Genomic DNA, 25,223 nt, shown 5'->3' with positions numbered 1-25,223 from the left:
CCCACTCCCTGATCCCAGTCGGTTTTCCGGACCGTATCAGCCATCCTGGCACCGATCGGGCCAGGGGCGGACGGTTATGACCTGGGTGGGTGTCAGCCCGCCCGCTCGGCCCGTTCGACCACGTTGGTGAGCAGCATCGCCCGGGTCATCGGACCGACGCCGCCGGGCATCGGCACGAGCTTGCCGGCGACCTCGGCGACCTCCGGGTCGACGTCGCCGGTGTAGCGGCCCTTGCCGTCGTCGCCGATCACGCGCGTGATGCCGACGTCGACCACTGTCGCGCCCGGGTTGACCATGTCGGCGGTGAGCAAACCCGGTACGCCGGCGGCGACGATGACGACGTCGGCGGCGCGGGTGTGCGCGGCGAGGTCGAGCGTGCCGGTGTGGCAGAGCGTCACCGTGGCGTTCTCGCTGCGCCGGGTCAGCAGCAGGCCCAGCGGACGGCCGACCGTGTTGCCCCGGCCGACGACGGCCACGTTCGCGCCGCGCAGCGGCACGTCGTGGCGGCGCAGCAGCTCCACGATGCCGCGCGGGGTGCAGGGCAGCGGAGCGTCGTACCCGAGGACGAGCCGGCCCAGGTTGACCGGGTGCAGCCCGTCGGCGTCCTTGTCCGGGTCGATCGACTCCAGCGCGCGCTGGGTGTCGAGGTGCCCGGGGAGCGGGAGCTGGACGATGTAGCCGTGGCAGGCCGGGTCGGCGTTCAGCTCGGCCAGAGCCGCGTCGAGCTGCTCCTGGGTGGCGTCCGCGGGCAGCGTGACCCGCAGCGAGGCGATGCCGACCTCGGCGCAGTCGCGGTGCTTGCCGTTGACGTACGCCTGGGAGCCGGGGTCCTCCCCGACCAGCACCGTGCCGAGGCCGGGGGTGATGCCGCGTTCCGCGAGCGCCTTGACCCGGGCCCGTAGCTCGTCCTTGATCTCCGCCGCGGTGGCCTTGCCGTCCAGGATCGTCGCCGTCACGTCGTGATCGTCTCACGCCCGCTGGCGGGCCCGGACGACGACGGCCGACGATCACGCTGCGCAACGTGCGCTAAGTCACGGAGAGTCACCAATCACGGTGACGCCGCAGCCCGGTCACACCCGGACGGGCAGGGACCGGACAGCGGGAACAGCCGTCGCAGACCGCCCGGCCACGCGCGGACCGGAACAGAGGCAACCAGGAAAGAACCAGGCAGGAGCGAGGTTTAGCACGCGCGAGCGGCAACGACAAGACAGGGCGAACACGATCCGTCATCGATCAACCACGCGCCAGTTGTCGATGGGCCGAACCGCGACCTACCGTTACCGCTCGTTGCGCAGAGTCACCCAACGTCGGGACGACCGCGCAGCGTGAGGAGATGAGGAGACCCCATGCGTGTTCGTAGGCTCGCGGCCTGGGCCGCGCTCCCGCTCGCGGTGACGCTCGGCCTGACGGCCTGCGGCTCGGGCGGCGGCAGCGGCGGTGCCGGCAACCCCGACGCGGCCGTGCGGATCGAGATCGCCGAGCCGCAGCACCTGGTGCCCACAAACACCAACGAGACGAGCGGCTCCCAGGTCCTGTCGGCCCTGTTCAGCCCGCTCGTCGACTACGACGAGGCGAACAAGCCGCACGAGGTGGCGGCGGACTCGGTGACGACGTCGGACAACAAGGTCTGGACGATCAAGCTGAAGCCCGGCTACACGTTCCACAACGGCGAGAAGGTCACCGCCGACAACTACATCGACGCCTGGAACTACGGCGCGTACGCCCCGAACGGCCAGAACTCCAGCTACTTCTTCGAGAAGGTGGCCGGCTACGACGACCTCCAGGGCGAGACGCCGAAGGCGAAGACGCTCAGCGGCCTGCAGAAGGTCGACGACCTGACCTTCACCGTGACGCTCAACGAGCCGTACGTGGACTTCAAGTCGATGCTCGGCTACACCGCCTTCTACCCGCTGCCCAAGGCGGCCTTCTCCGCGCCGGGCGTACTGGCCGAGGGCTACGAGCAGGCCCCGATCGGTCAGGGCCCGTTCAAGATGAAGGGCAGCTGGCAGCACGACGCCAAGGTCGAGGTGGAGCGCTACGACGCCTTCCCGGGCCAGCAGCCCAAGGTCGCCGGTGTCGAGTTCCGCATCTACCAGCAGCCGACCGCCGCGTACGCGGACGTGCTGTCGGACAACCTCGACGTGATCAAGACGATCCCGACCGAGAACCTGTCCACCGCCGCGACCGACCTGGGCGACCGCTACCAGGAGAGCCCGGCCTCGTCGCTGCAGGTGCTGGCCTTCCCGACGTTCCAGGAGGAGTTCAGCAAGCCCGAGGTGCGCAAGGCCATCTCGATGGCGATCGACCGGGACGAGATCACCAAGTCGATCTTCAAGGACTCGCAGCGGCCGGCCCGCTCGTTCGTCTCGCCGGTGGTCGCCGGCTACCGGGAGAACACCATCGGCACCGCGGGCGCGTTCGACCCGGTCAAGGCCAAGGCCATGTACGAGGCCGCGGGCGGCCCGAAGAAGATCGAGCTGTCCTACAACGGCGACGGCGGCCACAAGGACTGGATCGACGCCACCTGCAACCAGCTCAAGGCCAACCTGGGCGTGGACTGCGTCGGCACCGCCGAGCCGAAGTTCGCGGACCTGCTGACCAAGGTCAAGAAGAAGCAGCCGGTCGGCCTGTTCCGGATGGGCTGGGTCATGGACTACCCGTCCATGGAGAACTACCTCGGCCCGCTGTACAGCAGCACCGGCTCGTCGAACTACTACGGCTACAGCAACCCGGAGTTCGACAAGCTGCTCGCCGAGGGCGCCCGCGCGGCGACCGAGGACGAGGCGATCAAGAAGTACCAGGCGGCTGAGGACCTGCTCGCGCAGGACATGCCGGTGATCCCGCTGCGGTACGGGCAGAACAACTTCGGCCACTCGACCAAGGTCAAGAACGTGCACGTGGACCTCTTCGACCGGGTGGACCTGCTGAAGATCGAACTCGCCTGACACCCTGCTGACGGGCCGGGCCACCCCCACCGGGTGGCCCGGCCTTGGCATTGGCCCGCATTTGCGCCGTTTTCGGCAGACTTGCCAGCATGCTCCGCTTCATCCTGCGGCGACTCCTGCAGATGGTCCTCGCCTTCTTCGGGACCACTCTGATCGTCTACGCGCTGATGTTCGCCGGGCAGGGCGACCCGATCCAGGCCCTCGCCGGGGAGCGGCCGGTGACCCCCGCGCAGCGGGCCTACCTGACCGAGAAGTACCACCTGGACGCGACAGGGGTCGGCGGCTTCTTCTACCGCTACTTCAACTACCTCGGCGGCCTGGTCCAGGGTGACCTCGGGCAGTCGCTGACCGGGCGGCAGATCAGCGACATCCTCGCCGCCGCCTGGCCGGTCACCCTCAAGCTGGCGGTGATCGCGATGGCGGTCACGGTGATCTTCGGAGTCACCGCCGGCGTGATCGCGGCCATCCGCCGCTCCGGCGTGTTCGACCACGCCACGCTCGTGCTCACGCTGCTGGTGCTCGGCATACCCACCATCGTGCTCGCGCCGCTGGCGCAGTACTTCCTCGGCGTACGCTGGCCGATCTTCCCGCCCACCGCCGGAGCGCAACCCTCCTTCTACGCGCTGCTGCTGCCCGGCATCGTGCTCGGCTCGCTGTCCCTGGCCACCGCGCTGCGGCTGACCCGTACCTCGGTGACCGAGAACCTGCGCGCCGACTACGTCCGCACCGCCCGCTCGAAGGGCCTGCGGCGACGCCGCATCGTCGGCGTGCACGTGCTGCGCAACTCGCTCATCCCGGTGATCACCTTCCTCGGCGTCGAGCTGGGCAACCTGATGGGCGGCGCGATCATCACCGAGGGCGTGTTCAACGTGCCCGGCGTCGGCTTCAACCTGTTCCGCGGCATCCGCACCGAGGACGGCCCCCTGGTGGTCGGCATCGTCAGCGTGCTCGTCGTGGTCTACCTGCTCTCCAACCTGGTGGTGGACGTGCTCTACGCCGTCCTCGACCCGAGGATCCGCTATGAGTGACTTCGAGACGGTGGCGGCCACCGAGAACCAGGCGGCGCGGCGCGGCGTCTCCGGCGAACCGGGCACGCCCGGCCGGGCCGGGCGCCCCGACCGGGCCCGCAGCCTGGCCGGGGACGCGTGGCGGGACCTGCGCCGCAACCCGGTCTTCTGGATCAGCCTGCTCCTGGTGGTGCTCGTCGCCGCGATGGCGGTGGCCCCCGGGCTGTTCGCCGCGAACGACCCGCGCGACTGCGTGCTCTCCCGCCAGCACGCCGGGCCGTCCGGCGGGGCCATCTTCGGGTACGACTTCCAGGGCTGCGACACGTTCGCCCGCGCGGTCTACGGCGCCCGCGCCTCACTGCTGGTGGGGGCGCTCTCCGCGCTGATCACCGGCGTGATCGCGCTCGTCGTCGGGATGCTCGCCGGCTACTTCGGCGGCTGGGTCGACGCGGTGCTCTCCCGGGTGATCGACATCGTGCTCGGCATCCCGCTGCTGCTCGCCGCGATCGTGCTGCTCAAGCGGGTCAGCACCAGCGGCGACACGGTACGGCTGTTCGCGGTGATCTTCGTGCTGGCGCTGCTCGGGTGGACCACAGCGGCCCGGGTGGTCCGCTCCTCGGTGATCACCGCCCGGGAGCAGGACTACGTTGCCGCAGCCCGGATGCTGGGGGCCGGCAACGGTCGGATCATGTGGCGGCACATCCTGCCGAACGCGCTCGCCCCGGCCATCGTGGTGCTCACCATCGCGCTCGGCTCGTTCATCGCGGCCGAGGCGACGCTGAGCTTCCTCGGCATCGGCCTGAAGGCGCCGACCATCTCCTGGGGCATCGACATCGACGCCGGGCGGGTGCACATGCGCGAGTCGGCGACGCCGCTGATCGTACCGTCGGCCTTCCTCGCCCTGACCGTGCTCGCCTTCATCATGCTCGGCGACGCGATCCGCGACGCCTTCGACCCGAAGCTGCGGTGACAACCCATGACCCAGTCGTCGGCCCGGCCCACGCCGGCCTCGCCCACCCCGCCGGGCGGGCACCTGCTGGAGGTACGGGACCTGCACGTCGAGTTCCGCACCCGCGAGGGCGTGGCCCGGGTCATCAACGGGGTGACGTACCACCTGGACGCCGGGGAGACGCTCGCGGTGCTCGGCGAGTCCGGCTCCGGCAAGTCCGTCACCGCCCAGGCGATCATGGGCATCCTGGACACCCCGCCCGCGTACGTGCGCGGCGGGCAGATCCTCTACCAGGGGCGGGACCTGCTGACCCGGCCGGAGGAGGAACGCCGTCAGATCCGGGGCACCGAGATCGCGATGATCTTCCAGGACGCGCTGTCGGCGTTGAACCCGGTCTTCCCGGTCGGCTGGCAGATCGGCGAGTCGCTGCGCGAACGGGCCGGGATGTCCCGGGCCGACGCGCGCAGGCGCACGATCGAGCTGATGGACCTGGTCCGGATCCCGGCCGCGGCGAAGCGGCTCGGCGACTACCCGCACCAGTTCTCCGGCGGCATGCGCCAGCGGGTCATGATCGCCATGGCGCTGGCTCTCGACCCGAAGGTGCTGATCGCCGACGAGCCGACCACCGCGCTGGACGTGACGGTGCAGGCGCAGATCATGGACCTCCTGGCCGACCTGCGCCGCGACCTCGGCACGGCGCTCATCCTGATCACCCACGACCTGGGCGTGGTCGCCGGTGTCGCGGACCGGATCGCGGTCATGTACGCGGGCCGCATCGTCGAGCACGCCGACGTGCACGCGCTGTACCGGGCGCCGGCCCACCCGTACACGAAGGGGTTGCTGGAGTCGATCCCGCGCCTGGACGTGCGCGGCCAGGAGCTGTCGAGCATCCGCGGCCTGCCGCCGAACCTGATGGCGATCCCCTCCGGCTGCCCGTTCCACCCCCGGTGCCCGTACGTCCAGCAGGTCTGTGTGGACGAGGTGCCGCACGACCTGGTGCTCGGCGACGGGCGGACCAGCGCGTGCCACTTCGCGCAGGAGGTGCACGATGACAGCGCCGGCTGACGCCACGAAGGTGCGCGGCGAGACCATCCTCTCCGTCGACCACCTGGTCAAGCACTTCCCGATCAGCCAGGGCGTGCTGTTCAAGAAGACCATCGGCCAGGTCAAGGCGGTCGACGGCGTCTCCTTCGAGCTGCGGCGCGGTGAGACGCTCGGCGTGGTCGGCGAGTCCGGCTGCGGCAAGTCCACGCTGGCCCGGCTGCTGATGCGCCTGGAGACGCCCACCGCCGGGCGGGTCACGCTGGAGGGCCGCGACCTGCTCCGGGCCGGCGGGGCGGACCTGCGCCGGCTGCGCCGCAACATGCAGATGGTGATGCAGGACCCGTACACCTCGCTCAACCCGCGGATGACTGTCGGCGACATCGTCGGCGAGCCGTTCGAGATCCACCCGGAGGTGGCGCCGAAGCGCAGCCGGCGGCAGCGGGTGCAGGAGCTGCTGGACGTGGTCGGGCTCAACCCGGAACACGTCAACCGGTACCCGCACCAGTTCTCCGGCGGCCAGCGGCAACGCATCGGCATCGCCCGGGCGCTCGCGCTGCGGCCCGAGATCATCGTCTGCGACGAGCCGGTGTCGGCGCTCGACGTCTCCATCCAGGCCCAGGTGATCAACCTGTTGGAGCAGCTCCAGGACGAGTTCGGGCTGTCGTACATCTTCATCGCCCACGACCTGTCGGTGGTGCGGCACATCTCCGACCGGGTCGCGGTGATGTACCTGGGCCGGATCGTCGAGATCGGCACCGAGGAGCAGATCTACCAGCGGGCCACCCACCCGTACACCCAGGCGCTGCTGTCGGCGGTCCCGGTGCCCGATCCGGAGGCCCGCGACCGGCAGACCATCATCCGGCTCAGCGGCGACGTGCCCAGCCCGGCCGACCCGCCGTCCGGCTGCCACTTCCGGACCCGCTGCTGGAAGGCCGAGGAGGTCTGCGCGGTCCAGGACCCGCAGACCGTGCCCCGGGCGGCGGACCCGCACCCCAGCGCCTGCCACTTCGCCGAGGTCCGCACCGACGTGTGAGCGCGACGAAGGCCCCGTCCCCCGGAGGAAGAGGGGGCGGGGCCTCCGCTGCGGCGGGTTGGGCGTGGACCCGGGGCGATCCCGGCGGCGTTGAGGCGCGCCGCCGTACGTGATCGGTGTCCCGCGACGGAACCGCCGGGTCGACGCGGCGGTCCGGTGCGGCTCGGGTGAGGTGTCCCGGCGTGCGGGTCCCGGGTCCGGCGTGGCTCAGGCGGCCGGCGGGGCGCGCGCGGCGAGCGGGCCGCGCGGCGGCAGCGGCACGACCGGCGGCCGGGGCGCGGGCACGACGGGTTCCGGCACGGCCGGACCGGCCACGCGCGGGAGCGCGGCCGGGGCCAGGTCGTCCGGTCCGTCGGCGTAGCCGAGGCCGCCGCCGTGGTCGTGCCACGGCCCGGCGGCAAGCTCCGACCAGGAGATTCCGGGGTACGCGGTACGCAGCGCGACCGGGCTCGTTCCGGCGGCCGGCGCGGCGGCGAGCGTTCCGGCAGGTGGCGCGGCGGCGGGCGTATCGGCGGGCGGCGCGGCGGCGAGCGCGGCAACGATCGGGGCGGGGGCCGGTGCGACGGCGGGCGCGGCGGCCGATCCCAGTCCGGCCAGGACGAAGGCCAGCGTGACGACGACGGCGGTCAACCGGTCGCGAACGCGCATGGCACACCTGCCGGTCTCACGGGCGGCGGAGACGGTCGATCGTCGCCGCGCACACGCTAGCAACCGGTTCCGGCGGCGGGCAACGGCCCGGCGTCCGGGTGCGTCCGTCGGGTGGACGACCGACGCACCCGGGCGATTACGGCCTGGTCAGTGGAAGAAGTGCCGCGTCCCGGTCAGGTACATGGTGACGCCGGCCGCCTTGCAGGCCGCGATGGTCTCCTCGTCCCGGATCGAGCCGCCCGGCTGGACGATCGCCCGTACCCCGGCGTCGATGAGGATCTGCGGGCCGTCGGCGAACGGGAAGAACGCGTCGGAGGCGCAGACCGAGCCGCGGGCCCGCTCGTCGCCGGCGCGGCTGACCGCCAGCCGCGCCGAGTCCACCCGGTTGACCTGACCCATGCCGACGCCGACGGTGGCGCCGTCGCGGGCCAGCAGGATCGCGTTGCTCTTGACCGCGCGGACCGCCCGCCAGGCGAACGCCAGGTCGCGCAGCGTCGCGGAGTCGGCCGGGTCGCCGGTGGCCAGCGTCCAGCCGGACGGGTCGTCGCCGGGCGCGTCGACGGCGTCCCGCGACTGCACCAGCACGCCGCCGCTGACCTGCCGCCACTCGGCGGGCCGCACGGCGAACTCGGGCGCCCGCAGCAGGCGGAGGTTCTTCTTGGCCCGCAGCAGCTCCAGCGCGTCCTCGTCGAAGCCGGGCGCCACCAGCACCTCGGTGAAGATCTCCGCGACCTGGCCGGCCATCGCCGCGTCGACCGGCCGGTTCACCGCGATCACCCCGCCGAACGCGGAGACCGGATCGCAGGCGTGCGCCTTGCGGTGCGCCTCGGCCACGTCCGCGCCGACCGCGATGCCGCACGGGTTGGCGTGCTTGATGATCGCCACCGCCGGCTGGTCCGGGAAGTCGTTGGCGGCCCGCCAGGCGGCGTCCGCGTCGACGTAGTTGTTGTAGGACATCTCCTTGCCGTGCAGCTGCTCGGCCTGGGCCAGCCCGGCCGGCGCGCCCGGATCGGTGTAGAGCGCCGCCGCCTGGTGCGGGTTCTCGCCGTACCGCAGCACGGCCTGGCGGCGCAGCGCCAGCCCGGCGAACTGCGGCCAGCCGTCCTCGGCCGGCGCCACGGTGGTGGCGAACCAGTCGGCCACCGCCACGTCGTAGTCGGCGATGTCGGCGAAGGCCCGGGCAGCGAGCGCCCGGCGCTGGGTCAGCGTGAAACCGCCGTCGGCGAGCGCGGCCCGCACCGCCGGGTACGCGGCCGGGTCGGTCACCACCGCGACCGAGGCGTGGTTCTTCGCCGCGGCCCGCACCATCGCCGGGCCGCCGATGTCGATCTGCTCGACACACTCTTCGGTGTCGGCGCCGGAGGCGACGGTGGCCTGGAACGGGTAGAGGTTGGAGACCAGCAGGTCGATGCCGGCGATGCCGTGCTCGTCGAGCTGGGCGGCGTGCGCGTCCTTGCGTAGGTCGGCGAGGAGACCACCGTGGATCTTCGGGTGCAGCGTCTTGACCCGCCCGTCGAGGATCTCCGGGAAGCCGGTGACCTGCTCGACCGGCGTGACCGGCACCCCGGCGCCGGAGATCGTCGACGCGGTGCTCCCGGTCGACACGATCTCCACGCCGGCCCCGTGCAGGGCGCGGGCCAGCTCGGCCAGGCCGGTCTTGTCGTAGACGCTGACCAGCGCGCGCCGGATCGGGCGGCGGCCGGCGTCCTCAGTGGCGTTCACGGGATGGTGACCTTTCTTCCGGTGATCGTCCAGCCTTCACGGACCAGGCGGCCGACCTGCTCGACGAGCTGGCGCCGCTCGGCGGACTTGATGCGCTCGGTGAGCGTGTCCTCGTCGTCGCCGTCGAGCACCGGCACGGCGACCTGGGCCACGATCGGCCCGGTGTCCATCCCGGCGTCGACGAAGAACAGCGTGGCCCCGGTGACCTTCACGCCGTACGCCAGCGCGTCACGGGGGCCGTGGATGCCGGGGAACGCCGGCAGCAGCGTGTTGTGCGTGTTGAGGTAGCGGTCGCCGAACGCGGCCAGGAACTCCGGCCCGACCAGCTTGAGGAACCCGGCGCTGATGACCAGGTCCGGCCGGTGCTCGGCGACCCGCGCGGTGAGCGCCTTGTCCCAGTCGGCGCGGGTGGGGTGGTCCTTGACACGCTCGACGAAGGACGGCACGCCGGCGGCGGCGGCCCGGTCCAGGCCGGCGATCCCGTCCCGGTCGGCGCCGACGGCGACGACCCGGGCGCCGAAGCCGGGGTCGGCGGTGGCGTCCAGCAGCGCCTGGAGGTTGCTGCCGGAACCGGAGACGAGGACGACGAGGCGGGCGACGGACGCGGGCTCGGTCACGCGGCAACCCTATCGGGCAGGTCAGGCGGCCCGGCCTCGGGGCGGCGGCTCAACGGTTGACCTCTCGGGTGGCGTGCTCGCGGTACGCTGCCGGTCGCCCGGTGTCCGGCCTCGCGCCCGGCCCGCACCCCCACGAAGAATCCGGCACGCCGCGTGCCGTCGGACCGAGGAGTACGTCGCATGCAGCCCGGATACCCCCCGCAGCAGCCACAGCAGATCGACAACAACATGACGATGTCCATCGTCGCGATCTTCCTGTTCTGGCCGCTCGCGATCCCGGCCATCATCAACGCGTCGAAGGTCAACCCGCTGATCCAGCAGGGCGACTACGCCGGCGCCCAGGCTGCCGCCGCCGAGTCCAAGAAGTGGTCCAAGTGGGCCCTCATCGCCGGCCTGGCCTGGATCGCCATCATCGTGGTGGGATGTTGCCTCCTCGGCGGCCTGGCTGGTATCGCCGGCAACAGCGGCAGCAACTGACGCACAACCGAACCGAACCTGAGGAGCACCCAGACATGCAGCCCGGTTACCCCGGCCAGGACCCGTACGGCCAGCAGCCGAACCAGGACCCGACCGCTCAGCCGAACGACCCGTACGCCCAGCCGCCGCAGGCCCCGCAGTACGGCCAGCAGCCGCAGTACGGCCAGCAGCCGACGTCGGGCCAGCCGTACGGCCAGCCCACCTCGGGTCAGCCCGCCTACGGCCAGGACCCGTACGCGCAGCAGCAGCAGCCGTACGGTGCCGCGCCGCAGTACCCGACCGCCGGCTACCCGGCCGGCCCGGCGCAGGGTCAGGGCCAGAACAACACCATGGGCCTGGCCGGCATGATCGTCGGCATCGCCTCGATCGTGCTCGGCCTGTGCTGCCCGCTGCTGGGTGTCCCGGCCGGCATCGTGGCGGTCGTCCTCGGCGTGCTCGGCCAGAAGAAGGTCCAGGCGGGCGAGGCCAGCAACGCCGGCCAGGCGCGGGCCGCCCTGATCTGCGGCGCCGTCGGCGTGGTCGTCGGCATCGTCAGCGCCATCGCGGGCGCTGCGATCAACATGAACAACTTCGGCGCCTGACCGTCGTTCGAACGAGGGGCGTCCGGCAACCGCCGGGCGCCCCTCGCGCGTCTCTCTCCCCGCGCGGCGCCGGACGGATCAGCGGGGCGCCGGGGTGGCGCGGGGCGGGGGTGCCGGACGCGCCGGGCGGGTCAGGGTGCGGGTGGCGGCCGCGCCGAGTACCGCGCCCACCGCGATCACCAGGGTGGCCACCACCGCCACCGGCCAGGGCGACGGGCCGACCTCGGCCAGCCGTCCGCCGCCGAGCGGCCCGCCGGAGACCGCCGCGACCAGCCCCAGCAGCACGCCGGCCACCGGTCCGGCGAGCGCGGCCGGCCCGAGCAGCGCCGGCCAGGCCACATCGGCCCGTTCCTCGGCGGCCGCCCGGATCAGCCGCCGGGCCAGGAGCCAGCCGGCCGCCATCGCGGCCAGCACCGGCACCGCGAGCAGCGCGGCGCCGAGCCCGTCCATCGGGCCGCGCGGCAGGCCGGCCAGCAACGGTACGGCCGGCAGCGCGCCGACCGACACCTCACTCGTGCGGACGGCGGTGTCGGTGCCGACGGCGAACCCGGGACCGAGCAGGTAGCTGGCCGACCAGGCGATGGCGTTCGGCGCGTACGCGAGGCTGACCAGGGTGATGCCGGCCTGACCGGCCACCCCGGTCCGGTAGGCACCGATCATGTCGGCCGCGTCGCCGCCGCCGGTGGCCACCGCCAGTCCGGCCGCCCCCGCGCCCGCGCCGAGCAGCAGCAGCGCCGCGACCAGGCCGGTACGCAGGCCGTCGCGCAGCGGCGGTGGGCAGCGCGCGGTCAGCAGCGCCCAGACGCCTGTGGTGCGCAGCGCCCCGACCAGGGCGGCCGGCACGCCGAACGCGGCGAACGTGAGCGCGGCGGTGACCGGGGAGACCCGCAGCCCGCCCGCGTCGACGGCGAACGCGGCGAGCGCGCCGAGCAGCGCGTACGCGATCCCGACGGCGGCCGCGACGGTGAGCGCCTGGCGGGGCGAGCCGGCCCCGCGCGCGCCGACGGCTCGGCTGACGTGCACGCCGGCGCGGGTGAGCCGCCAGACGGCGAGCGCGCTCAGCGCGAGCGGGATCAGGCCCAGCGGCCCGGCTGTGGTCTGCAGCGGCACGCCGTGCCCGAGCAGCCAGCCGGCCAGGCCGGCGCGCAGCGCGCCACCGAGCGAGCCGGCGTCCTCGCTGAGCTGGGCCAGGCCCAGCACGACGGAGACCGGCAGCCACGAGGTCAGCGCGGCCCAGAGCGCCGCCACCCCGGCCGCGACGGGCAACGGCGCCCGGCTGCGCGGCTCCTCGCCCGAGCGCGGCGCGGGCACCCGCGCGGCCGGGCGGGCGCGGCCGGGTGGCCGTTCCCCGGCGCGGGGACCGGAAGCCGGACGGCGTGGCTGGTCAGGGGTGACACGTGACATCGGGTCTACTCTGGCACGCCGCGGGAAGGACGGCAGTCCGATACCGGGTCGGCAGCGCGGCGAGTTCGCCGAACCCCCGCCTCAGCGGTGGTGATCCGGTCTAGCCTCGGCCTCAGACGCGACCATTCCCGTCGCGGCGCCTACCGTTCGGAGGAAGCCGTGCACGCTCCGTATCCGCCACCACCGCCGCCGCCGGCCGTCGGCCGGGACCGGACCACGCTCTGGGGCGTCCTCGGCATCGTCTTCGGCCTGTTCTGCTGCGGCATCCTGGGCATCGTCTTCGGCGCGCTGTCGATCCGCGACGCGCGGCGCAACGGCAAGTCGCAGCTGCTCGGCTGGCTGGCCATCGCGTTCGGTGTGATCAACATCGTCGCCAGCGCCATCGTGCGGGCCCGGGGCAACTCGTACTACCCGTACTGGTACCGCTGAACGCGAGGGGGCCGGCCGGTTCCCCGGTCGGCCCCCTCGGCGCGTGGTACGGCCGCTCAGCGGCCGGACATGAGCTCCCGCATCAGGTTGGCGGTCTCGGTCGGGGTCTTGCCGACCTTGACGCCCACCGCCTCCAGCGCCGCCTTCTTGGCGTCGGCGGTGCCCGCCGAGCCCGAGATGATCGCGCCGGCGTGACCCATGGTCTTGCCGGGCGGGGCGGTGAAGCCGGCGATGTAGCCGACCACCGGCTTGGTGACGTTGGCCTTGATGAACTCGGCCGCCCGCTCCTCGGCGTCGCCGCCGATCTCACCGATCATGACGATCGCGTCGGTCTCCGGGTCCGCCTCGAAGGCGGCCAGGGCGTCGATGTGGGTGGTGCCGATGATCGGGTCACCGCCGATGCCGACGCAGGTGGAGAAGCCGATGTCGCGCAGCTCGTACATCATCTGGTAGGTCAGCGTGCCGCTCTTGCTGACCAGGCCGATGCGGCCGGAGCCGGTGATGTCGGCCGGGATGATGCCGGCGTTGGACGCGCCCGGCGAGGCGATGCCCGGGCAGTTCGGGCCGATGATCCGGGTGCGCTCGCCCTTGGACTTGTTGTACGCCCAGAACGCGGCGGTGTCGTGCACCGGCACGCCCTCGGTGATCACCACGGCCAGGTCGATGCCGGCGTCGATCGCCTCGACCACGGCGGCCTTGGTGAACTGCGGCGGCACGAAGATGACTGTGACGTCCGCGCCGGTGGACTTCATCGCGTCCGCGACGGACGCGAAGACGGGCAGCTCGGTGCCGTCGAAGTCGACGGTGGTGCCGGCCTTGCGCGGGTTCACGCCGCCGACCACGTTGGTGCCGGCGGCGAGCATCCGCCGGGTGTGCTTGGAACCCTCGGAACCGGTCATCCCCTGCACGATGACCTTGGAGTCCTTGGTCAGCCAGATAGCCATTGTCAGACCCCCGCAGCTGCCAGCTCGGCGGCCCGCTCGGCCGCGCCGTCCATGGTGTCGACCCGCTGGATCAGCGGGTTGGCCGCGCCGTCGAGGATCGCCCGACCGGCCTCGGCGTTGTTGCCGTCGAGACGGACGACGAGCGGCTTGGTGGCCTTCTCGCCGCGCTGCTCCAGCAGCGCCAGGGCCTGCACGATGCCGTTGGCGACCGCGTCGCACGCGGTGATGCCGCCGAAGACGTTGACGAAGACGCTCTTGACCGACGGGTCGGACAGGACGATCTCCAGGCCGTTCGCCATCACCTCGGCGCTCGCGCCGCCGCCGATGTCGAGGAAGTTGGCTGGCTTGACGCCGCCGTGCCGCTCGCCCGCGTACGCGACCACGTCGAGCGTGGACATGACCAGGCCCGCGCCGTTGCCGATGATGCCGACCTCGCCGTCGAGCTTGACGTAGTTGAGGTCCTTGGCCTTGGCGGCCTGCTCCAGCGGGTCCACCGACGCCTGGTCGACCAGGGCCTCGTGGTCCGGGTGCCGGAACGCGGCGTTCTCGTCCAGCGTGACCTTGGCGTCCAGGAGCAGCAGCTTGCCGTCCTTGGTGGTGGCCAGCGGGTTCACCTCGACGAGCGTGGCGTCCTCGGCGACGAACGCCTGCCACAGCTTCACCGCGACGTCGACGACCTGGTCGGCGACCTCGGCCGGGAAGCCGGCCGCGGTGACGATCTCCCGGGCCTTCGCCTCGTCGACGCCGGTGTTGGCGTCGATCGGAGCCTTGACGACCTTCTCGGGCGTCTCGGCGGCGACCTGCTCGATGTCCATGCCGCCGGCCACGCTGGCGATGCAGAGGAAGGTGCGGTTCGCCCGGTCGAGCAGGTAAGAGAAGTAGTACTCCTCGGCCACGTCCGCGGTCACGGTGATCATGACCTTGTGGACGGTGTGACCCTTGATGTCCATGCCGAGGATGTCGGTGGCCCGGGCCACCGTCTCCTCCGCGCCCTCGGCCAGCTTCACGCCGCCGGCCTTGCCGCGGCCACCGACCTTCACCTGCGCCTTGACGACCACCCGACCGCCGAGGCGTTCGGCGATCGCGCGGGCCTCCTCCGGGGTAGTGGCGACGCCGCCGGCGAGCACGGGCAAGCCGTGCCGCTCGAACAGGTCCCGCCCCTGGTACTCGTACAGGTCCACGTTTGCGCGTCCCGTCCCGTCTCCGCGGCGCGCCGTCGCGCCGCCACCAGCGTTGGAAAATCAGTTTGACGCCTGTCATCAGAAGAGACAGGCCATTTGCCGCAGCCTAACGAGATGGGAACCGGCGGCAACCGAGCGGGTGCGGGGTGTGCGGTAATGCACAGCCCTCTTCGGCCGGCACCGGTTTCCGGCGGCGCCGGCACGCGGCGGCGGCCGCGGTTGTCAGCCGTCCGGGGGATGTGCCGGACCGGGCGTAACCGCCGGTCGGGGGCGTCGTTGAGTGTGATGTCGGAGCGCTGGTCAAGCGCGACGACGGGAGCGGCCGATGCCCTGTCGGTCGAGGGGTGGCGGCGGGGCATCGTGCATAGAGGGGCCGGGCGTGTGAGGGGTGCGTCCGGCCCCTCCCCCGTGCCCGGAGCCGCAGATGCGGCGGGTCAGCCGACCGGCTGGGCCACGTTCTCCCGCACCCATTCGACGATCGACCCGGTGGTCGCGCCGGGGGTGAAGATCTTCGCGACGCCGAGCCGCTCCAGCTCCGGCAGGTCGGCCTCGGGGATGATCCCGCCGCCGAACACCACGATGTCGGTGGCCTCGCGCTCGGCGAGCAGTTCGAGTACGCGCTTGAACAGCGTCATGTGCGCGCCGGAGAGCACGGACAGGCCGACCGCGTCCGCGTCCTCCTGGATGGCGGTCTCCACGATCTGCTCTGGCGTCTGGTGCAGGCCGGTGTAGATGACCTCCATGCCCGCGTCGCGCAGGGCACGCGCGACGACCTTCGCGCCCCGGTCGTGGCCGTCCAGGCCGGGCTTCGCGACGACGACCCGGATACGAGAGCTCATCTGCGCACACCTTTCACCAGGACACTGACCTGAACGAACGGTAACCCGGCGGAGCGGGGGGCGGAAAGCGGGGCCTGGACCGTCCCACGCCCGGGCTACTCTCCTACCGCTCAGGCGCGGACGCGGAAAGCCGGACACCTCCGCCGATCGGTCACTGTCCGCGACGAATGGACAGTCGGAGGCCCATCCGACCGGCGGCACGAGACATGACAAGCCAGGATGGAAACGGACATAACGAATCGCCAGTTCGGCGCTTCGGCTTGTGACAGGAGTGGCAGTTGGCTAACGTGTCCACGGTTGTCATCAGGTCCACGGACGGGTGACGACGCGACACCGGAGGTTCCACCGAGCTTCACCGAACGGTCCGGAGTCGCATCGGATCCCCGACAACGGAGGGTGTGCGTGCGCCAGCGCCTGTCGTCTGAGCCCGATCGCTATCGCGGCCGCCGTCGCGTACCCACCCCCCCGCGGAGCCGCTACGCGGCGGTGGTCACCACCGCGTTCGTCGGCGCCGGCATCGTCGCCATCGGCGCGAACGCCCTTCCTGACGCCAAGAGCGTCAACCCCTCGGTCCTCGACGAGCTCCGGCAGGCCTCGGTCGCCAGCCAGGATGCGGCGGCCCGTGCCGACAGCGCCGACCGCGCGTCCCGGTCCGACCGCACCGACAGCAAGATCACCGAGCAGGACCCGTGGCTCCTGCCGCTGCACGGCTACGACTTCAAGTCCCCCTACGGCATGCGCTGGGGCAAGCTGCACACCGGCATCGACCTGGTTGCGCCGGAGGGCACGCCGTACAAGGCGGTCCACGCCGGGACGGTCACCAAGGCGGGCTGGTTCGGCGGCTACGGCTACGCGGTGATCGTGAAGCACTCCGACGGCACCGAGGCCATCTACGGCCACTCCTCCGCCGTGTCGGTCAAGGAGGGCCAGGAGGTGAAGGCCGGCGACCAGCTCGGCCTGGTCGGCAACACCGGCCACTCCTACGGCTCCCACCTGCACCTGGAGATCCATGTCAAGGGCCAGCCGCAGGACCCGGTGGCGTTCCTCAAGGAGCGCGGAGTGGACATCCAGCTCGAAATCGAAGCGATTTACGGCGACGTAGCCGCCTCCTGACGCTCAGTACGCCCCGTCACCGCCCGGATCACACGATCCGGGCGGTTTCGTTTGGCGGAAGTCTGCCACGTCACACCCGCCAGTGTGAGCGGGACCACATCGGTAGGTGATCGTCTTCGCCGATGAACCGCCCGTCCGGTCCGCAACCGGGCACGGCGCGACGGCCCGCAGCCACCGCTCCGGCCACCCGATACCCGCCACCACCTGCGCCGACACCAGTATTTCGTGGTCACGTGCCCCTCGACTGGTGAAGGATCCCGTGCAGCACAGCAGCCCCACCCCGGACAACGCTCCCGCCCGGCACCGGCGTCCGCGTCGCGCCCGGCGCACCGCATACGTGGTCACCGGCGCGGTGGCCCTGCTCGGCCTCGGCATCGGCGGCGTGGTCACCGTCGCCGACCGGTCCGCGCCGACGCCGGCCGCCGTCGACCTCGGCGTACAGGCCCGCGTCGACGACGCGGCCCGCGCCGACCGCTCGGCCCGCGAACCGATCACCCCGTCCGCCGTCCCGGCCAGCCCCGCGCCGAGCCCGAGCGCGACCACCCCGGCGCCGAAGAAGACGGCCACCGCCAAGCCCAAGCCGAAGAAGACCGTGGCGAAGAAGGCGGTGGCGAAGAAGCCGACCTGGGTCATCCCGATGAAGGGCGCGGACATCACGTCCTGCTACGGGCCCCGCTGGGGCACCCAGCACGCCGGCATCGACTTCGCCATGCCGGCCGGCACCCCGATCCACGCCGCCGCGGCGGGCACTGTGGTCAAGGCCGGCGACGTGGGCGACGGCTACGGCATCTCGGTCTTCATCGACCACCACAACGGCTACCTGACCCACTACGCCCACCAGAGCCGGCTCGCCGTCGCCGTGGGCGACAAGGTCACCGCCGGTCAGGTCATCGGCTACGAAGGCTCCACCGGCGACTCCACCGGCCCGCACCTGCACTTCGAGGTGCACCAGGGCGCCATGTGGAACCAGATCGACCCGGCGCCGTTCCTGCGCGCGCGGGGCATCGACGTGGCCTGCTGACCGCGCCACGACAGGGGCAGGGCCCGGTCCGGCCACGAGCCGGGCCGGGCCCGCTCACGCTCAGAGCTTGTCGATCGGGGCGTGCCGCAGCACCAGCCACATCGTCTGGTCGCCGAAGTCGATCTGCGCCCGGGCACCCGGCCCGGCCCCCTCCACCGCCAGCACCCGGCCCAGGCCGTACCGCTGGTGGTTGACCCGGTCCCCGGCCGAGACCTTCGGGGCCTGCTTCAGCTCACTCGCCGTGGACAGCCGGCTGGCGTCCACGCCCAGCCGCTTCGCCAGCTCGGTCGCCTTCGGCGTGCCGCCGGCGAAGCCGCCGCGGCCCAGGCGGTCCGCCCGGCCGCCGACGCCGCCGCCCCCGCCACCCCACGAGGTGTACGACCCCTCGGTGCGCTCCCAGCGGACCAGCTCCGGCGGCAGCTCCTCCAGGAACCGCGACGGCGGGTTGTACGCGGGCGCGCCCCACGCCGACCGGGTCACCGCGCGGGACAGGTAGAGACGCTGGCGGGCCCGGGTGATGCCCACGTACGCCAGCCGCCGCTCCTCCTCCAGCTCCCGGGTGTCGCCGAGCGAGCGCAGGTGCGGGAAGACGCCGTCCTCCAGGCCGGTCAGGAAGACCACCGGGAACTCCAGGCCCTTGGCCGTGTGCAGCGTCATCAGTGTGACCACGCCCTGGTGGTCCGGGTCGTCGGAGGGGATCTGGTCGGCGTCGGCGACGAGCGCCACCTGCTCCAGGAACCCGGCCAGGGTGGCCCGCTCGTCCTCGGCGCCGAGCGCCTCGATCCGTTCGGTGTACTCCCGGGCGACGCTCACCAGCTCCTGGAGGTTGTCCACCCGGCCGGCGTCCTGCGGGTCGAGGCTCTCCTCCAGCTCGGCCAGGTAGCCCGAGCGGGTCAGCACCGCCTCCAGCACCTCCTCCGGCGTGCCGGTGGCGGCCAGCTCCCGCGCCGCGTCGAGCAGCGCGACGAACTCGGCGATGCCGTTCGCGGCCCGGGTGGAGATGCCTGGTGCGTCCTTGGCCCGGCGCAGCGCGGCGCCGAAGGAGATGCGGTCGCGCGCGGCCAGCGCCTCCACGCACGCCTCGGCCCGCTCGCCGATGCCCCGGCGCGGGGTGTTCAGGATCCGCCGCAGGCTGACCGTGTCGTCGTCGTTCACCACCGCGCGCAGGTACGCGAGCGCGTCGCGGACCTCCTTGCGCTCGTAGAAGCGCACCCCGCCGACCACCTTGTAGGGCAGGCCGACCCGGATGAACACCTCCTCGAACACGCGGGACATGGCGTTGGTGCGGTAGAAGACGGCCACGTCGCCCGGGCGGGTGTCGCCGTCGTCGACCAGCCGGTCGATCTCGCGGGCGACCCAGTCGGCCTCGGCGTGCTCGGTGTCGGCGACGTACCCGACGATCTGCTCCCCGGCCCCGGCGTCGCTCCACAGCCGCTTCGGCTTGCGGGAGGTGTTGCGGTCGATGACCGCGTTCGCCGCGTTGAGGATGGTCTGGGTCGAGCGGTAGTTCTGCTCCAGCAGGATCGTGCGGGCGTCGGTGAAGTCCCGCTCGAACTCCAGGATGTTGCGGATGGTCGCGCCGCGGAACGCGTAGATCGACTGGTCGGCGTCGCCGACCACGCACAGCTCGGCCGGCGGGATCCCCTCGGTGCCGGAGACCAGCTCCTTGATCAGCACGTACTGGGCGTGGTTGGTGTCCTGGTATTCGTCGACCAGCACGTGCCGGAACCGCCGCCGGTAGCTCTCCGCCACGTGCGGGTGCGACTGGAGCAGGTGCACCGTGGTCATGATCAGGTCGTCGAAGTCCAGCGCGTGCGCCTCGCGCAGCCGCCGCTGGTAGAGCGTGTACGCCTCGGCCAGCGCCCGCTCGTTCGGCCCCTTGGCCCGGCCGGCGAACTCCTCCGGGTCGACCAGCTCGTTCTTCAGGTTCGACACCTGGGCGGCCAGACCCCGGGCCGGGTAGCGCTTCGGGTCCAGGTCCAGCTCGCGGGCGACCATCTGCATCAGCCGGCGCGAGTCGTCCGCGTCGTAGATCGAGAACGTCGACTTCAGGCCGGCGTGCTCGTGCTCGGCCCGCAGGATGCGTACGCACGCGGAGTGGAACGTCGACACCCACATCATCCGGGCGCGCGGGCCGACGAGCGCGGCCACCCGCTCCTTCATCTCGCCGGCGGCCTTGTTGGTGAAGGTGATCGCGATGATCTCGCCGGGATGCACGTCCTGGGCGGCGAGCAGGTAGGCGATCCGGTTGGTCAGCACCCGGGTCTTGCCGGAGCCGGCGCCGGCCACGATGAGCAGCGGGGAGCCGGCGTGGGTCACCGCGTCCCGCTGGGGGCCGTTCAGGCCGTCGAGGAGGGCCTGCGGGTCCGACCCGGGGGCCCCGGGGCGGCGCGGCGGGGTCGGCCGGGACTCCGGCGCAGGCGGGGACGCGGGGATGTCGAAGAGAGGATGCATCGCAGTCCGAGTCTATGCCGTCGGCCGGACACTTCCCCGCCCGCGCGGCCGGTCGGCGCCCGGCGGCACGTCTCACCTGTTGGTGCGTCTTCTTGCGCGCCCGCCCGGGTGGTCGGCATACTCGACGACGTGTTCGATCAGCGCTTCTACTTTTACTACGGCACCGGGAGTCCGGCAGCCGTGGGTCGCGCCTGATCACAGACCTACGAAACGCCCCGGGCTCGGAGAGCCCGGGGCGTTTCCGTCCCGGGATCCGGGTACCGGGCCCGAGCCCCGAGAGGGACGACGATGATGACTGACGTGGTGGAGTCCAGCGGCAGCCCGGCGCGCAACGGCCGGCCGGCCGACGCCGACCCGAGCGGCGCCGCGGCGTCCCGGACCGGCACCGACGACGCGACGGCCGCCGAGCGGATCGGTGAGATCCGGCGGCGGATCGACGAGATCGACAGCACGCTCATCGCGCTCTGGCAGGAGCGGGCCGCGCTCTCCCAGGAGGTCGGCGCGACCCGGATGGCCTCCGGTGGGACCCGGCTCGTGCTCTCCCGCGAACGGGAGATCCTGGAGCGGTTCCGGGCCGAGCTCGGCGCGGACGGCACCCAGCTCGCGCTCCTGCTGCTGCGCGCCGGTCGCGGCCCGCTGTGACGCCGTGACGCCCCCGGATACGACGAACCGCCTGCCGGCGTCGAGTTGACGCCGGCAGGCGGTCCGGTTCGGGTCAGGCCGCGTCGTGGGTGACGACGATCTCCCGCTTCTCCGCGAAGTGGCAGGCGCTCGGGTGGTCCGAGCCCGGCCGGATCTGGAGCAGCGGCACCTCCTGGGCGCAGACGTCCTGCGCCTTCCAGCACCGGGTCCGGAACCGGCAGCCCGAGGGCGGGCTGACCGGCGAGGGGACGTCGCCCTGGAGCCGGATGATCGCCTTGCTCTCGCGCACCGTCGGGTCGGGCACCGGCACCGCCGACAGCAGCGCCTGGGTGTACGGGTGGGTCGGACGCTCGTAGATCTCGTCCTCGGTGCCGATCTCCACCATCTTGCCCAGGTACATCACCGCGACCCGGTCGGAGAGGTGCCGCACCACCGACAGGTCGTGGGCGATGAAGACGTACGACAGGCCGAACTCACCCTGGAGCTTCTCCAACAGGTTCATCACCTGCGCCTGGATGGAGACGTCCAGCGCCGACACCGGCTCGTCGCAGACGATCACCTCGGGCCGCAGCGCCAGCGCCCGGGCGATGCCGATGCGCTGCCGCTGGCCGCCGGAGAACTGGTGCGGGTACCGGTTGATGTGCTCCGGGTTGAGGCCGACCAGGTCGAGCAGCTCCTTGACCTTGGTGCGCCGGCTGCCGCGCGGAGCCACCTCGGGGTGGATCTCGAACGGCTCGCCGATCAGGTCACCCACCGTCATCCGGGGGTTGAGCGAGGTGTACGGGTCCTGCATCACCAGCTGGATCTGCCGGCGCAGCCGACGCAGCGCGCCACCGGAGAGCTTGGAGATGTCCTGGCCCTTGTAGAGCACCTGGCCGCCGGTCGGCTTCTCCAGGTTCATCAGCACCCGGGCCAGCGTGGACTTGCCACAGCCGGACTCGCCGACCACGCCGAGCGTCTCGCCGGCCTTGAGGTCGAAGGAGACGCCGTCGACCGCCTTGACGTGGCCGATGGTCTTCTTGAACACCACGCCCCGGGTCACGGGGTAGTGCTTGACCAGGTCACGAACCTCGATGATGTTCTCAGTCACGGTTCACCAGTTCCTCGGCGAAGTGGCAGGCGCTGGCCCGGCCGTTGCCCAGTTGCAGCAGCGGCGGGACCTTCTCCCGGCACACCGGCTGCGCCATCGGGCAGCGCGGGTTGAACGCGCAGCCCGGCGGGATGTTCATCAGGTTCGGCGGGAGGCCCTTGATCGTGCGGAGCTCCTGGCCCTTCTCGTCCATCCGCGGGATCGAGTTGAGCAGGCCGAGCGTGTACGGGTGTGCCGGCTTGCGGTACAGGTCGTAGACGTCGGCTTCCTCGACGATCCGGCCGGCGTACATGACCGCGATCCGGTCCGCGACGTCGGCGACCACGCCGAGGTCGTGGGTGATCAGGATCATGCCCATCTGCCGTTCCCGCTGGAGCTCACCGAGCAGGTCCATGATCTGGGCCTGCACGGTCACGTCCAGGGCGGTGGTCGGCTCGTCGGCGATCAGCACCTCGGGGTCCAGCGCCAGCGACATGGCGATCATGGCGCGCTGCCGCATACCGCCGGAGAACTGGTGCGGGTAGTTGCTGAACCGGCCCTTGGCGTTGGGGATCTTCACCTGGTCGAGCATCTCGATCGCGCGCTTCTTGGCGTCCGAGCGGCTCATGCCGCGCCGGATGCGGAACTGCTCGGCGATCTGGAAGCCGACTGTGAAAACCGGGTTGAGGGCCGAGAGCGAGTCCTGGAAGATCATGGCGATGCCCTCGCCCCGGATCCGCCGCCGCTGTTCGGGGGACATGGTGAGCATGTCCTTGCCGTGGAAGCGGACCTGGCCGCCGGTGACGAACCCGGGCGGGGTGTCCAGGATGCCCATGATGGTCTGCGCGGTGACGCTCTTGCCGGAGCCCGATTCGCCGAGCACGGCGAGGGTCTCCCCCGCGTCGACGTGGTACGTGACTCCGTTGATGACCTTGGCGACGCCGTCCCGGGTACGGAACTCCACCCGAAGGTCGTCGACCTCGAGCAGCCGGCCCGAGGGGCGACCGGATCCGTCGGCGCCCGGCGCGGACTGCTCGGACACGAGAATGTCGGACAACTCAGTTCCCCTATCGAAGCTTCGGGTCGAGGGCCTCGCGGACCGCCTCGCCGAGCATGACGAAGCTCAGCACTGCGGCGACGAGGAACGCGGAGGGGAAGAACAGCAGGTACGGCGAGACCCGGATGTAGTTCTGCGCCTCGCTGATCATGATGCCCCAGGAGACGACCGGGCTCTTCAGGCCGATGCCAAGGAACGAGAGCGTGGCCTCCGCGCCGATGAACGAGCCGACCATGATCGTGCCGTAGACCAGAAGCGGGGCCAGGCAGTTCGGCAGCAGGTGCTTGAGGATGATCCGGCCGGTGCTGGCGCCGAGCGCGCGGGCCGCGACGATGTAGTCGGCCTCCTTGGTGGCGAGCACCGAGGAGCGCATCAGCCGCATCACCACCGGCCAGCTCAGCACGCTCAGGGACAGGATGACCAGGCCCATGATCGTCCACTCGCCGTTGTCGGTGCCGGACCCGTTGAACGTGGTCAGGATGACGATCGAGCCGAGCACGAACGGCAGGCCGAAGAAGATGTCCGCGACACGGGACAGCAGCGCGTCCACCCAGCCGCCGCGGTAGCCGGCGATGATGCCCATCGTGCCGCCGACGAGCAGCGTCAGGACGGTGGAGACCACTGCCACCACGATCGAGGCGCGGGCGCCGTAGATGACCCGGGCGTAGACGTCGCGGCCCTGCACGTCGTAGCCGAACCAGGCGGCCGACGACGGCTCGACCCGGCTGCGGTCCAGCGAGCCGTTGACCGCGTCGCCGGAGGTGAACAGCCACGGGAAGGCCGCCATCACGAGGAAGATCAGGATGATCGTCGCCGAGATCCAGAACAGCGGCTTGCGGCGCAGGTCGATCCAGGCGTCACCGAGCAGGCCACGCGGCTTGTTCTGCTTCGCGCTCTCCGGCAGGCCCGCGTTGGTGGGCGCGCCCGACCCCGCCTCGGTGGGCATGGTCGCGGGCGGCGTCGACACGATCGACGCGGTATTCGGGTCACTCATGCCCGTACCTCGCTGCGCTCGGCGCGGGCGTGGTTACCCGCGCAGACTGCTGGGACGTTTCGTACGCTGCGGCGGTCACTCATAGCGGATCCTCGGGTCGAGGGCGGCGTAGAGCAGGTCCACCACCAGGTTCATGATGAGATAGACGAGCACCAACACCACGACGATGCCGACAACGGTAGCGCTCTCCTTGGTGACGATCGAGCGGAGCACCTGACGGCCGATGCCGTTGATGCCGAAGATGCCCTCCGTCACGATCGCGCCACCCATCAGCGCGCCGAGGTCGGTGCCGAGCAGGGTGACCACCGGGATGAGCGAGTTGCGCAGCAGGTGCACGCCGACCACGCGGCGCATCGGGAGGCCCTTGGCGATCGCGGTGCGGACGTAGTCGGCACGCCGGTTCTCGGCGATGCTCGTACGCGCCACCCGGGCGATGTACGCCATCGATGCGCTTCCGAGCACGAAGCCCGGCACGATCAGTTCACTGAACCGCATCTCGTTGGACACGGTCGGGTTGATGATGCCCCACTTCACACCGAGCAGCCACTGCAGCACGAAGCCGATGACGAAGACCGGGAGGGCGATCAGGAAGAGGGTGGAGACCAGGACCAGGTTGTCCAGGAAGCCGTTGCGCCGCAGGCCGGTGAGGATGCCGGCGCCGAGACCGATCACGGCCTCGATGGCGAGGGCGACCACCGCCAGCTTCAGGGTGTTCGGGTACGACGTGGCGATGATGTCGCTGATCTCGCGACCGCCGAACGTGATACCGAAGTCACCCTGCAGAAGGTTCTTCATGTAGCTGGCGTACTGCACCCAGATCGACTCGTCGAGGTTGTACTTCTCGGTCATCATGGCGCGGTAGTTCGGCGGGCAACCGCGGTCGCCGCACTTGCCGGCGAAGGGGTCACCGGGCACTGACCAGACGAGCCAGTAGATCAGGAACGTCGTACCGATGAACACCGGCACGAGTTGCAGCAGCCGTCTCAAGAGATAACGGCCCATGGGGTGGTCCTCCAGACAGGGAGCGCCGGGGCGGGCCGGCGCGGCGGCGAC

At 71.6% G+C, this 25,223-nt stretch carries 24 protein-coding genes; 11 read left to right on the top strand and 13 right to left on the bottom strand.

The features are described from left to right. Positions 1-92: 92 nt before the first annotated feature. Positions 93-956: a bifunctional methylenetetrahydrofolate dehydrogenase/methenyltetrahydrofolate cyclohydrolase gene (locus O7542_RS30015; protein ID WP_043328369.1), complete on the bottom strand. Its 864-nt coding sequence runs from the start codon at positions 954-956 to the stop codon at positions 93-95. Between the two features lie 390 nt (positions 957-1,346). On the opposite strand from O7542_RS30015, the gene O7542_RS30010 reads away from it, so the two are divergent. The 5 genes from O7542_RS30010 (at position 1,347) to O7542_RS29990 (ending at position 6,978) form a co-directional block, all read left to right on the top strand. Further along, positions 1,347-2,945, top strand: coding sequence for an ABC transporter substrate-binding protein (locus O7542_RS30010; RefSeq protein WP_064446556.1), 1,599 nt, complete (start codon positions 1,347-1,349; stop codon positions 2,943-2,945). An 89-nt stretch (positions 2,946-3,034) separates the two neighbouring features. Beyond that, complete coding sequence (locus O7542_RS30005; RefSeq protein ID WP_043328367.1) at positions 3,035-3,973, top strand: ABC transporter permease; 939 nt, start codon at positions 3,035-3,037, stop codon at positions 3,971-3,973. Continuing rightward, the gene (locus O7542_RS30000) at positions 3,966-4,922 is read left to right on the top strand and encodes an ABC transporter permease (RefSeq protein ID WP_030501500.1); all 957 of its coding nucleotides are present in this window, start codon (positions 3,966-3,968) and stop codon (positions 4,920-4,922) included. Before O7542_RS30005 ends, O7542_RS30000 begins: the two co-directional genes overlap by 8 nt. A gap of 6 nt (positions 4,923-4,928) precedes the next feature. Then, positions 4,929-5,966, top strand: a complete 1,038-nt coding sequence (locus O7542_RS29995) for an ABC transporter ATP-binding protein (protein WP_064446559.1) — start codon at positions 4,929-4,931, stop codon at positions 5,964-5,966. Next, positions 5,950-6,978 carry a dipeptide ABC transporter ATP-binding protein gene (locus O7542_RS29990; RefSeq protein ID WP_104114344.1) on the top strand — a complete coding sequence of 343 codons (1,029 nt, stop codon included), beginning with the start codon at positions 5,950-5,952 and terminating at the stop codon, positions 6,976-6,978. The genes O7542_RS29995 and O7542_RS29990 overlap by 17 nt, the downstream gene beginning before the upstream one ends. 207 nt (positions 6,979-7,185) lie before the next feature. On the opposite strand, the gene O7542_RS29985 is transcribed toward O7542_RS29990, so the two are convergent. From O7542_RS29985 to purN, 3 genes are all read right to left on the bottom strand, one after another. Then, a complete protein-coding gene (locus O7542_RS29985) occupies positions 7,186-7,626 on the bottom strand; it encodes a hypothetical protein (RefSeq protein ID WP_281605518.1) in 441 nt (146 codons plus the stop codon). A gap of 147 nt (positions 7,627-7,773) precedes the next feature. Continuing rightward, positions 7,774-9,348, bottom strand: a complete 1,575-nt coding sequence (gene purH, locus O7542_RS29980) for a bifunctional phosphoribosylaminoimidazolecarboxamide formyltransferase/IMP cyclohydrolase (RefSeq protein WP_281605517.1) — start codon at positions 9,346-9,348, stop codon at positions 7,774-7,776. Next, a complete protein-coding gene (gene purN, locus O7542_RS29975) occupies positions 9,345-9,965 on the bottom strand; it encodes a phosphoribosylglycinamide formyltransferase (protein ID WP_069088272.1) in 621 nt (206 codons plus the stop codon). The genes purH and purN overlap by 4 nt, the downstream gene beginning before the upstream one ends. A gap of 180 nt (positions 9,966-10,145) precedes the next feature. Between purN and O7542_RS29970 the strand changes: the two genes are divergently transcribed. Both O7542_RS29970 and O7542_RS29965 read left to right on the top strand, forming a co-directional pair. Further along, positions 10,146-10,442: a CD225/dispanin family protein gene (locus tag O7542_RS29970; RefSeq protein WP_043328361.1), complete on the top strand. Its 297-nt coding sequence runs from the start codon at positions 10,146-10,148 to the stop codon at positions 10,440-10,442. A 35-nt stretch (positions 10,443-10,477) separates the two neighbouring features. Beyond that, complete coding sequence (locus O7542_RS29965; protein WP_281605516.1) at positions 10,478-11,023, top strand: hypothetical protein; 546 nt, start codon at positions 10,478-10,480, stop codon at positions 11,021-11,023. A gap of 78 nt (positions 11,024-11,101) precedes the next feature. Here the strand turns inward: O7542_RS29965 and O7542_RS29960 are convergent, their stop codons facing one another. Further along, positions 11,102-12,427, bottom strand: coding sequence for a DUF6350 family protein (locus tag O7542_RS29960; RefSeq protein WP_043328359.1), 1,326 nt, complete (start codon positions 12,425-12,427; stop codon positions 11,102-11,104). Between the two features lie 159 nt (positions 12,428-12,586). Here O7542_RS29960 and O7542_RS29955 point away from each other — a divergent pair, with 159 nt between their 5' ends. Then, entirely contained in the window at positions 12,587-12,856 is a 270-nt protein-coding gene (locus O7542_RS29955) for a hypothetical protein (protein WP_043328358.1), read from the top strand. 56 nt (positions 12,857-12,912) lie between these two features. Here the strand turns inward: O7542_RS29955 and sucD are convergent, their stop codons facing one another. From sucD to O7542_RS29940, 3 genes are all read right to left on the bottom strand, one after another. Continuing rightward, positions 12,913-13,800, bottom strand: coding sequence for a succinate--CoA ligase subunit alpha (sucD, locus tag O7542_RS29950; protein WP_030501510.1), 888 nt, complete (start codon positions 13,798-13,800; stop codon positions 12,913-12,915). Between the two features lie 2 nt (positions 13,801-13,802). Beyond that, on the bottom strand, positions 13,803-14,981 hold the full coding sequence (sucC, locus tag O7542_RS29945) for an ADP-forming succinate--CoA ligase subunit beta (protein WP_043328357.1): 1,179 nt from the start codon (positions 14,979-14,981) through the stop codon (positions 13,803-13,805). 434 nt (positions 14,982-15,415) lie between these two features. Next, the gene (locus O7542_RS29940) at positions 15,416-15,820 is read right to left on the bottom strand and encodes a cobalamin B12-binding domain-containing protein (RefSeq protein ID WP_030501512.1); all 405 of its coding nucleotides are present in this window, start codon (positions 15,818-15,820) and stop codon (positions 15,416-15,418) included. Positions 15,821-16,222: 402 nt separating this feature from the next. Here O7542_RS29940 and O7542_RS29935 point away from each other — a divergent pair, with 402 nt between their 5' ends. Next, on the top strand, positions 16,223-16,933 hold the full coding sequence (locus tag O7542_RS29935; RefSeq protein WP_043328356.1) for a M23 family metallopeptidase: 711 nt from the start codon (positions 16,223-16,225) through the stop codon (positions 16,931-16,933). A gap of 259 nt (positions 16,934-17,192) precedes the next feature. Continuing rightward, on the top strand, positions 17,193-17,954 hold the full coding sequence (locus O7542_RS29930; RefSeq protein WP_176722804.1) for a M23 family metallopeptidase: 762 nt from the start codon (positions 17,193-17,195) through the stop codon (positions 17,952-17,954). Positions 17,955-18,014: 60 nt separating this feature from the next. Here the strand turns inward: O7542_RS29930 and pcrA are convergent, their stop codons facing one another. Next, positions 18,015-20,408, bottom strand: coding sequence for a DNA helicase PcrA (pcrA, locus tag O7542_RS29925; RefSeq protein WP_281605515.1), 2,394 nt, complete (start codon positions 20,406-20,408; stop codon positions 18,015-18,017). A 288-nt stretch (positions 20,409-20,696) separates the two neighbouring features. Here pcrA and O7542_RS29920 point away from each other — a divergent pair, with 288 nt between their 5' ends. Beyond that, complete coding sequence (locus O7542_RS29920) at positions 20,697-21,050, top strand: chorismate mutase (protein ID WP_043328352.1); 354 nt, start codon at positions 20,697-20,699, stop codon at positions 21,048-21,050. Positions 21,051-21,123: 73 nt separating this feature from the next. Here the strand turns inward: O7542_RS29920 and O7542_RS29915 are convergent, their stop codons facing one another. The 4 genes from O7542_RS29915 to O7542_RS29900 form a co-directional block, all read right to left on the bottom strand. Then, complete coding sequence (locus O7542_RS29915) at positions 21,124-22,140, bottom strand: dipeptide ABC transporter ATP-binding protein (protein WP_043328351.1); 1,017 nt, start codon at positions 22,138-22,140, stop codon at positions 21,124-21,126. Further along, positions 22,133-23,161 (bottom strand): ABC transporter ATP-binding protein, encoded by a 1,029-nt coding sequence (locus O7542_RS29910; protein WP_043328350.1) that lies wholly within the window; start codon positions 23,159-23,161, stop codon positions 22,133-22,135. The genes O7542_RS29915 and O7542_RS29910 overlap by 8 nt, the downstream gene beginning before the upstream one ends. 25 nt (positions 23,162-23,186) lie before the next feature. Further along, entirely contained in the window at positions 23,187-24,170 is a 984-nt protein-coding gene (locus O7542_RS29905) for an ABC transporter permease (protein WP_043328349.1), read from the bottom strand. 75 nt (positions 24,171-24,245) lie between these two features. Beyond that, positions 24,246-25,172: an ABC transporter permease gene (locus O7542_RS29900; RefSeq protein ID WP_013288523.1), complete on the bottom strand. Its 927-nt coding sequence runs from the start codon at positions 25,170-25,172 to the stop codon at positions 24,246-24,248. Between the last annotated feature and the right edge of the window lie 51 nt (positions 25,173-25,223).

Origin of the sequence: Micromonospora sp. WMMC264, assembly GCF_027497275.1 — a bacterium.
GTDB classification, from domain to species: Bacteria; Actinomycetota; Actinomycetes; order Mycobacteriales; family Micromonosporaceae; genus Micromonospora; species Micromonospora chalcea.
Note: the sequence above shows the minus strand (reverse complement) of the source record. Positions and strands in the feature narration are given on the sequence as shown.

Coding starts and splice junctions, on each gene's coding strand:
- pcrA (WP_281605515.1), bottom strand. CDS start 20,408: ATGCATCCTCTCTTCGACATCCCCGCGTCCCCGCCTGCGCCGGAGTCC.
- O7542_RS30000 (WP_030501500.1), top strand. CDS start 3,966: ATGAGTGACTTCGAGACGGTGGCGGCCACCGAGAACCAGGCGGCGCGG.
- O7542_RS29985 (WP_281605518.1), bottom strand. CDS start 7,626: ATGCGCGTTCGCGACCGGTTGACCGCCGTCGTCGTCACGCTGGCCTTC.
- O7542_RS29940 (WP_030501512.1), bottom strand. CDS start 15,820: ATGAGCTCTCGTATCCGGGTCGTCGTCGCGAAGCCCGGCCTGGACGGC.
- O7542_RS30005 (WP_043328367.1), top strand. CDS start 3,035: ATGCTCCGCTTCATCCTGCGGCGACTCCTGCAGATGGTCCTCGCCTTC.
- O7542_RS29970 (WP_043328361.1), top strand. CDS start 10,146: ATGCAGCCCGGATACCCCCCGCAGCAGCCACAGCAGATCGACAACAAC.
- O7542_RS29905 (WP_043328349.1), bottom strand. CDS start 24,170: ATGAGTGACCCGAATACCGCGTCGATCGTGTCGACGCCGCCCGCGACC.
- O7542_RS29990 (WP_104114344.1), top strand. CDS start 5,950: ATGACAGCGCCGGCTGACGCCACGAAGGTGCGCGGCGAGACCATCCTC.
- O7542_RS29960 (WP_043328359.1), bottom strand. CDS start 12,427: ATGTCACGTGTCACCCCTGACCAGCCACGCCGTCCGGCTTCCGGTCCC.
- sucD (WP_030501510.1), bottom strand. CDS start 13,800: ATGGCTATCTGGCTGACCAAGGACTCCAAGGTCATCGTGCAGGGGATG.
- O7542_RS29965 (WP_281605516.1), top strand. CDS start 10,478: ATGCAGCCCGGTTACCCCGGCCAGGACCCGTACGGCCAGCAGCCGAAC.
- O7542_RS30010 (WP_064446556.1), top strand. CDS start 1,347: ATGCGTGTTCGTAGGCTCGCGGCCTGGGCCGCGCTCCCGCTCGCGGTG.
- O7542_RS29995 (WP_064446559.1), top strand. CDS start 4,929: ATGACCCAGTCGTCGGCCCGGCCCACGCCGGCCTCGCCCACCCCGCCG.
- O7542_RS29920 (WP_043328352.1), top strand. CDS start 20,697: ATGATGACTGACGTGGTGGAGTCCAGCGGCAGCCCGGCGCGCAACGGC.
- O7542_RS29900 (WP_013288523.1), bottom strand. CDS start 25,172: ATGGGCCGTTATCTCTTGAGACGGCTGCTGCAACTCGTGCCGGTGTTC.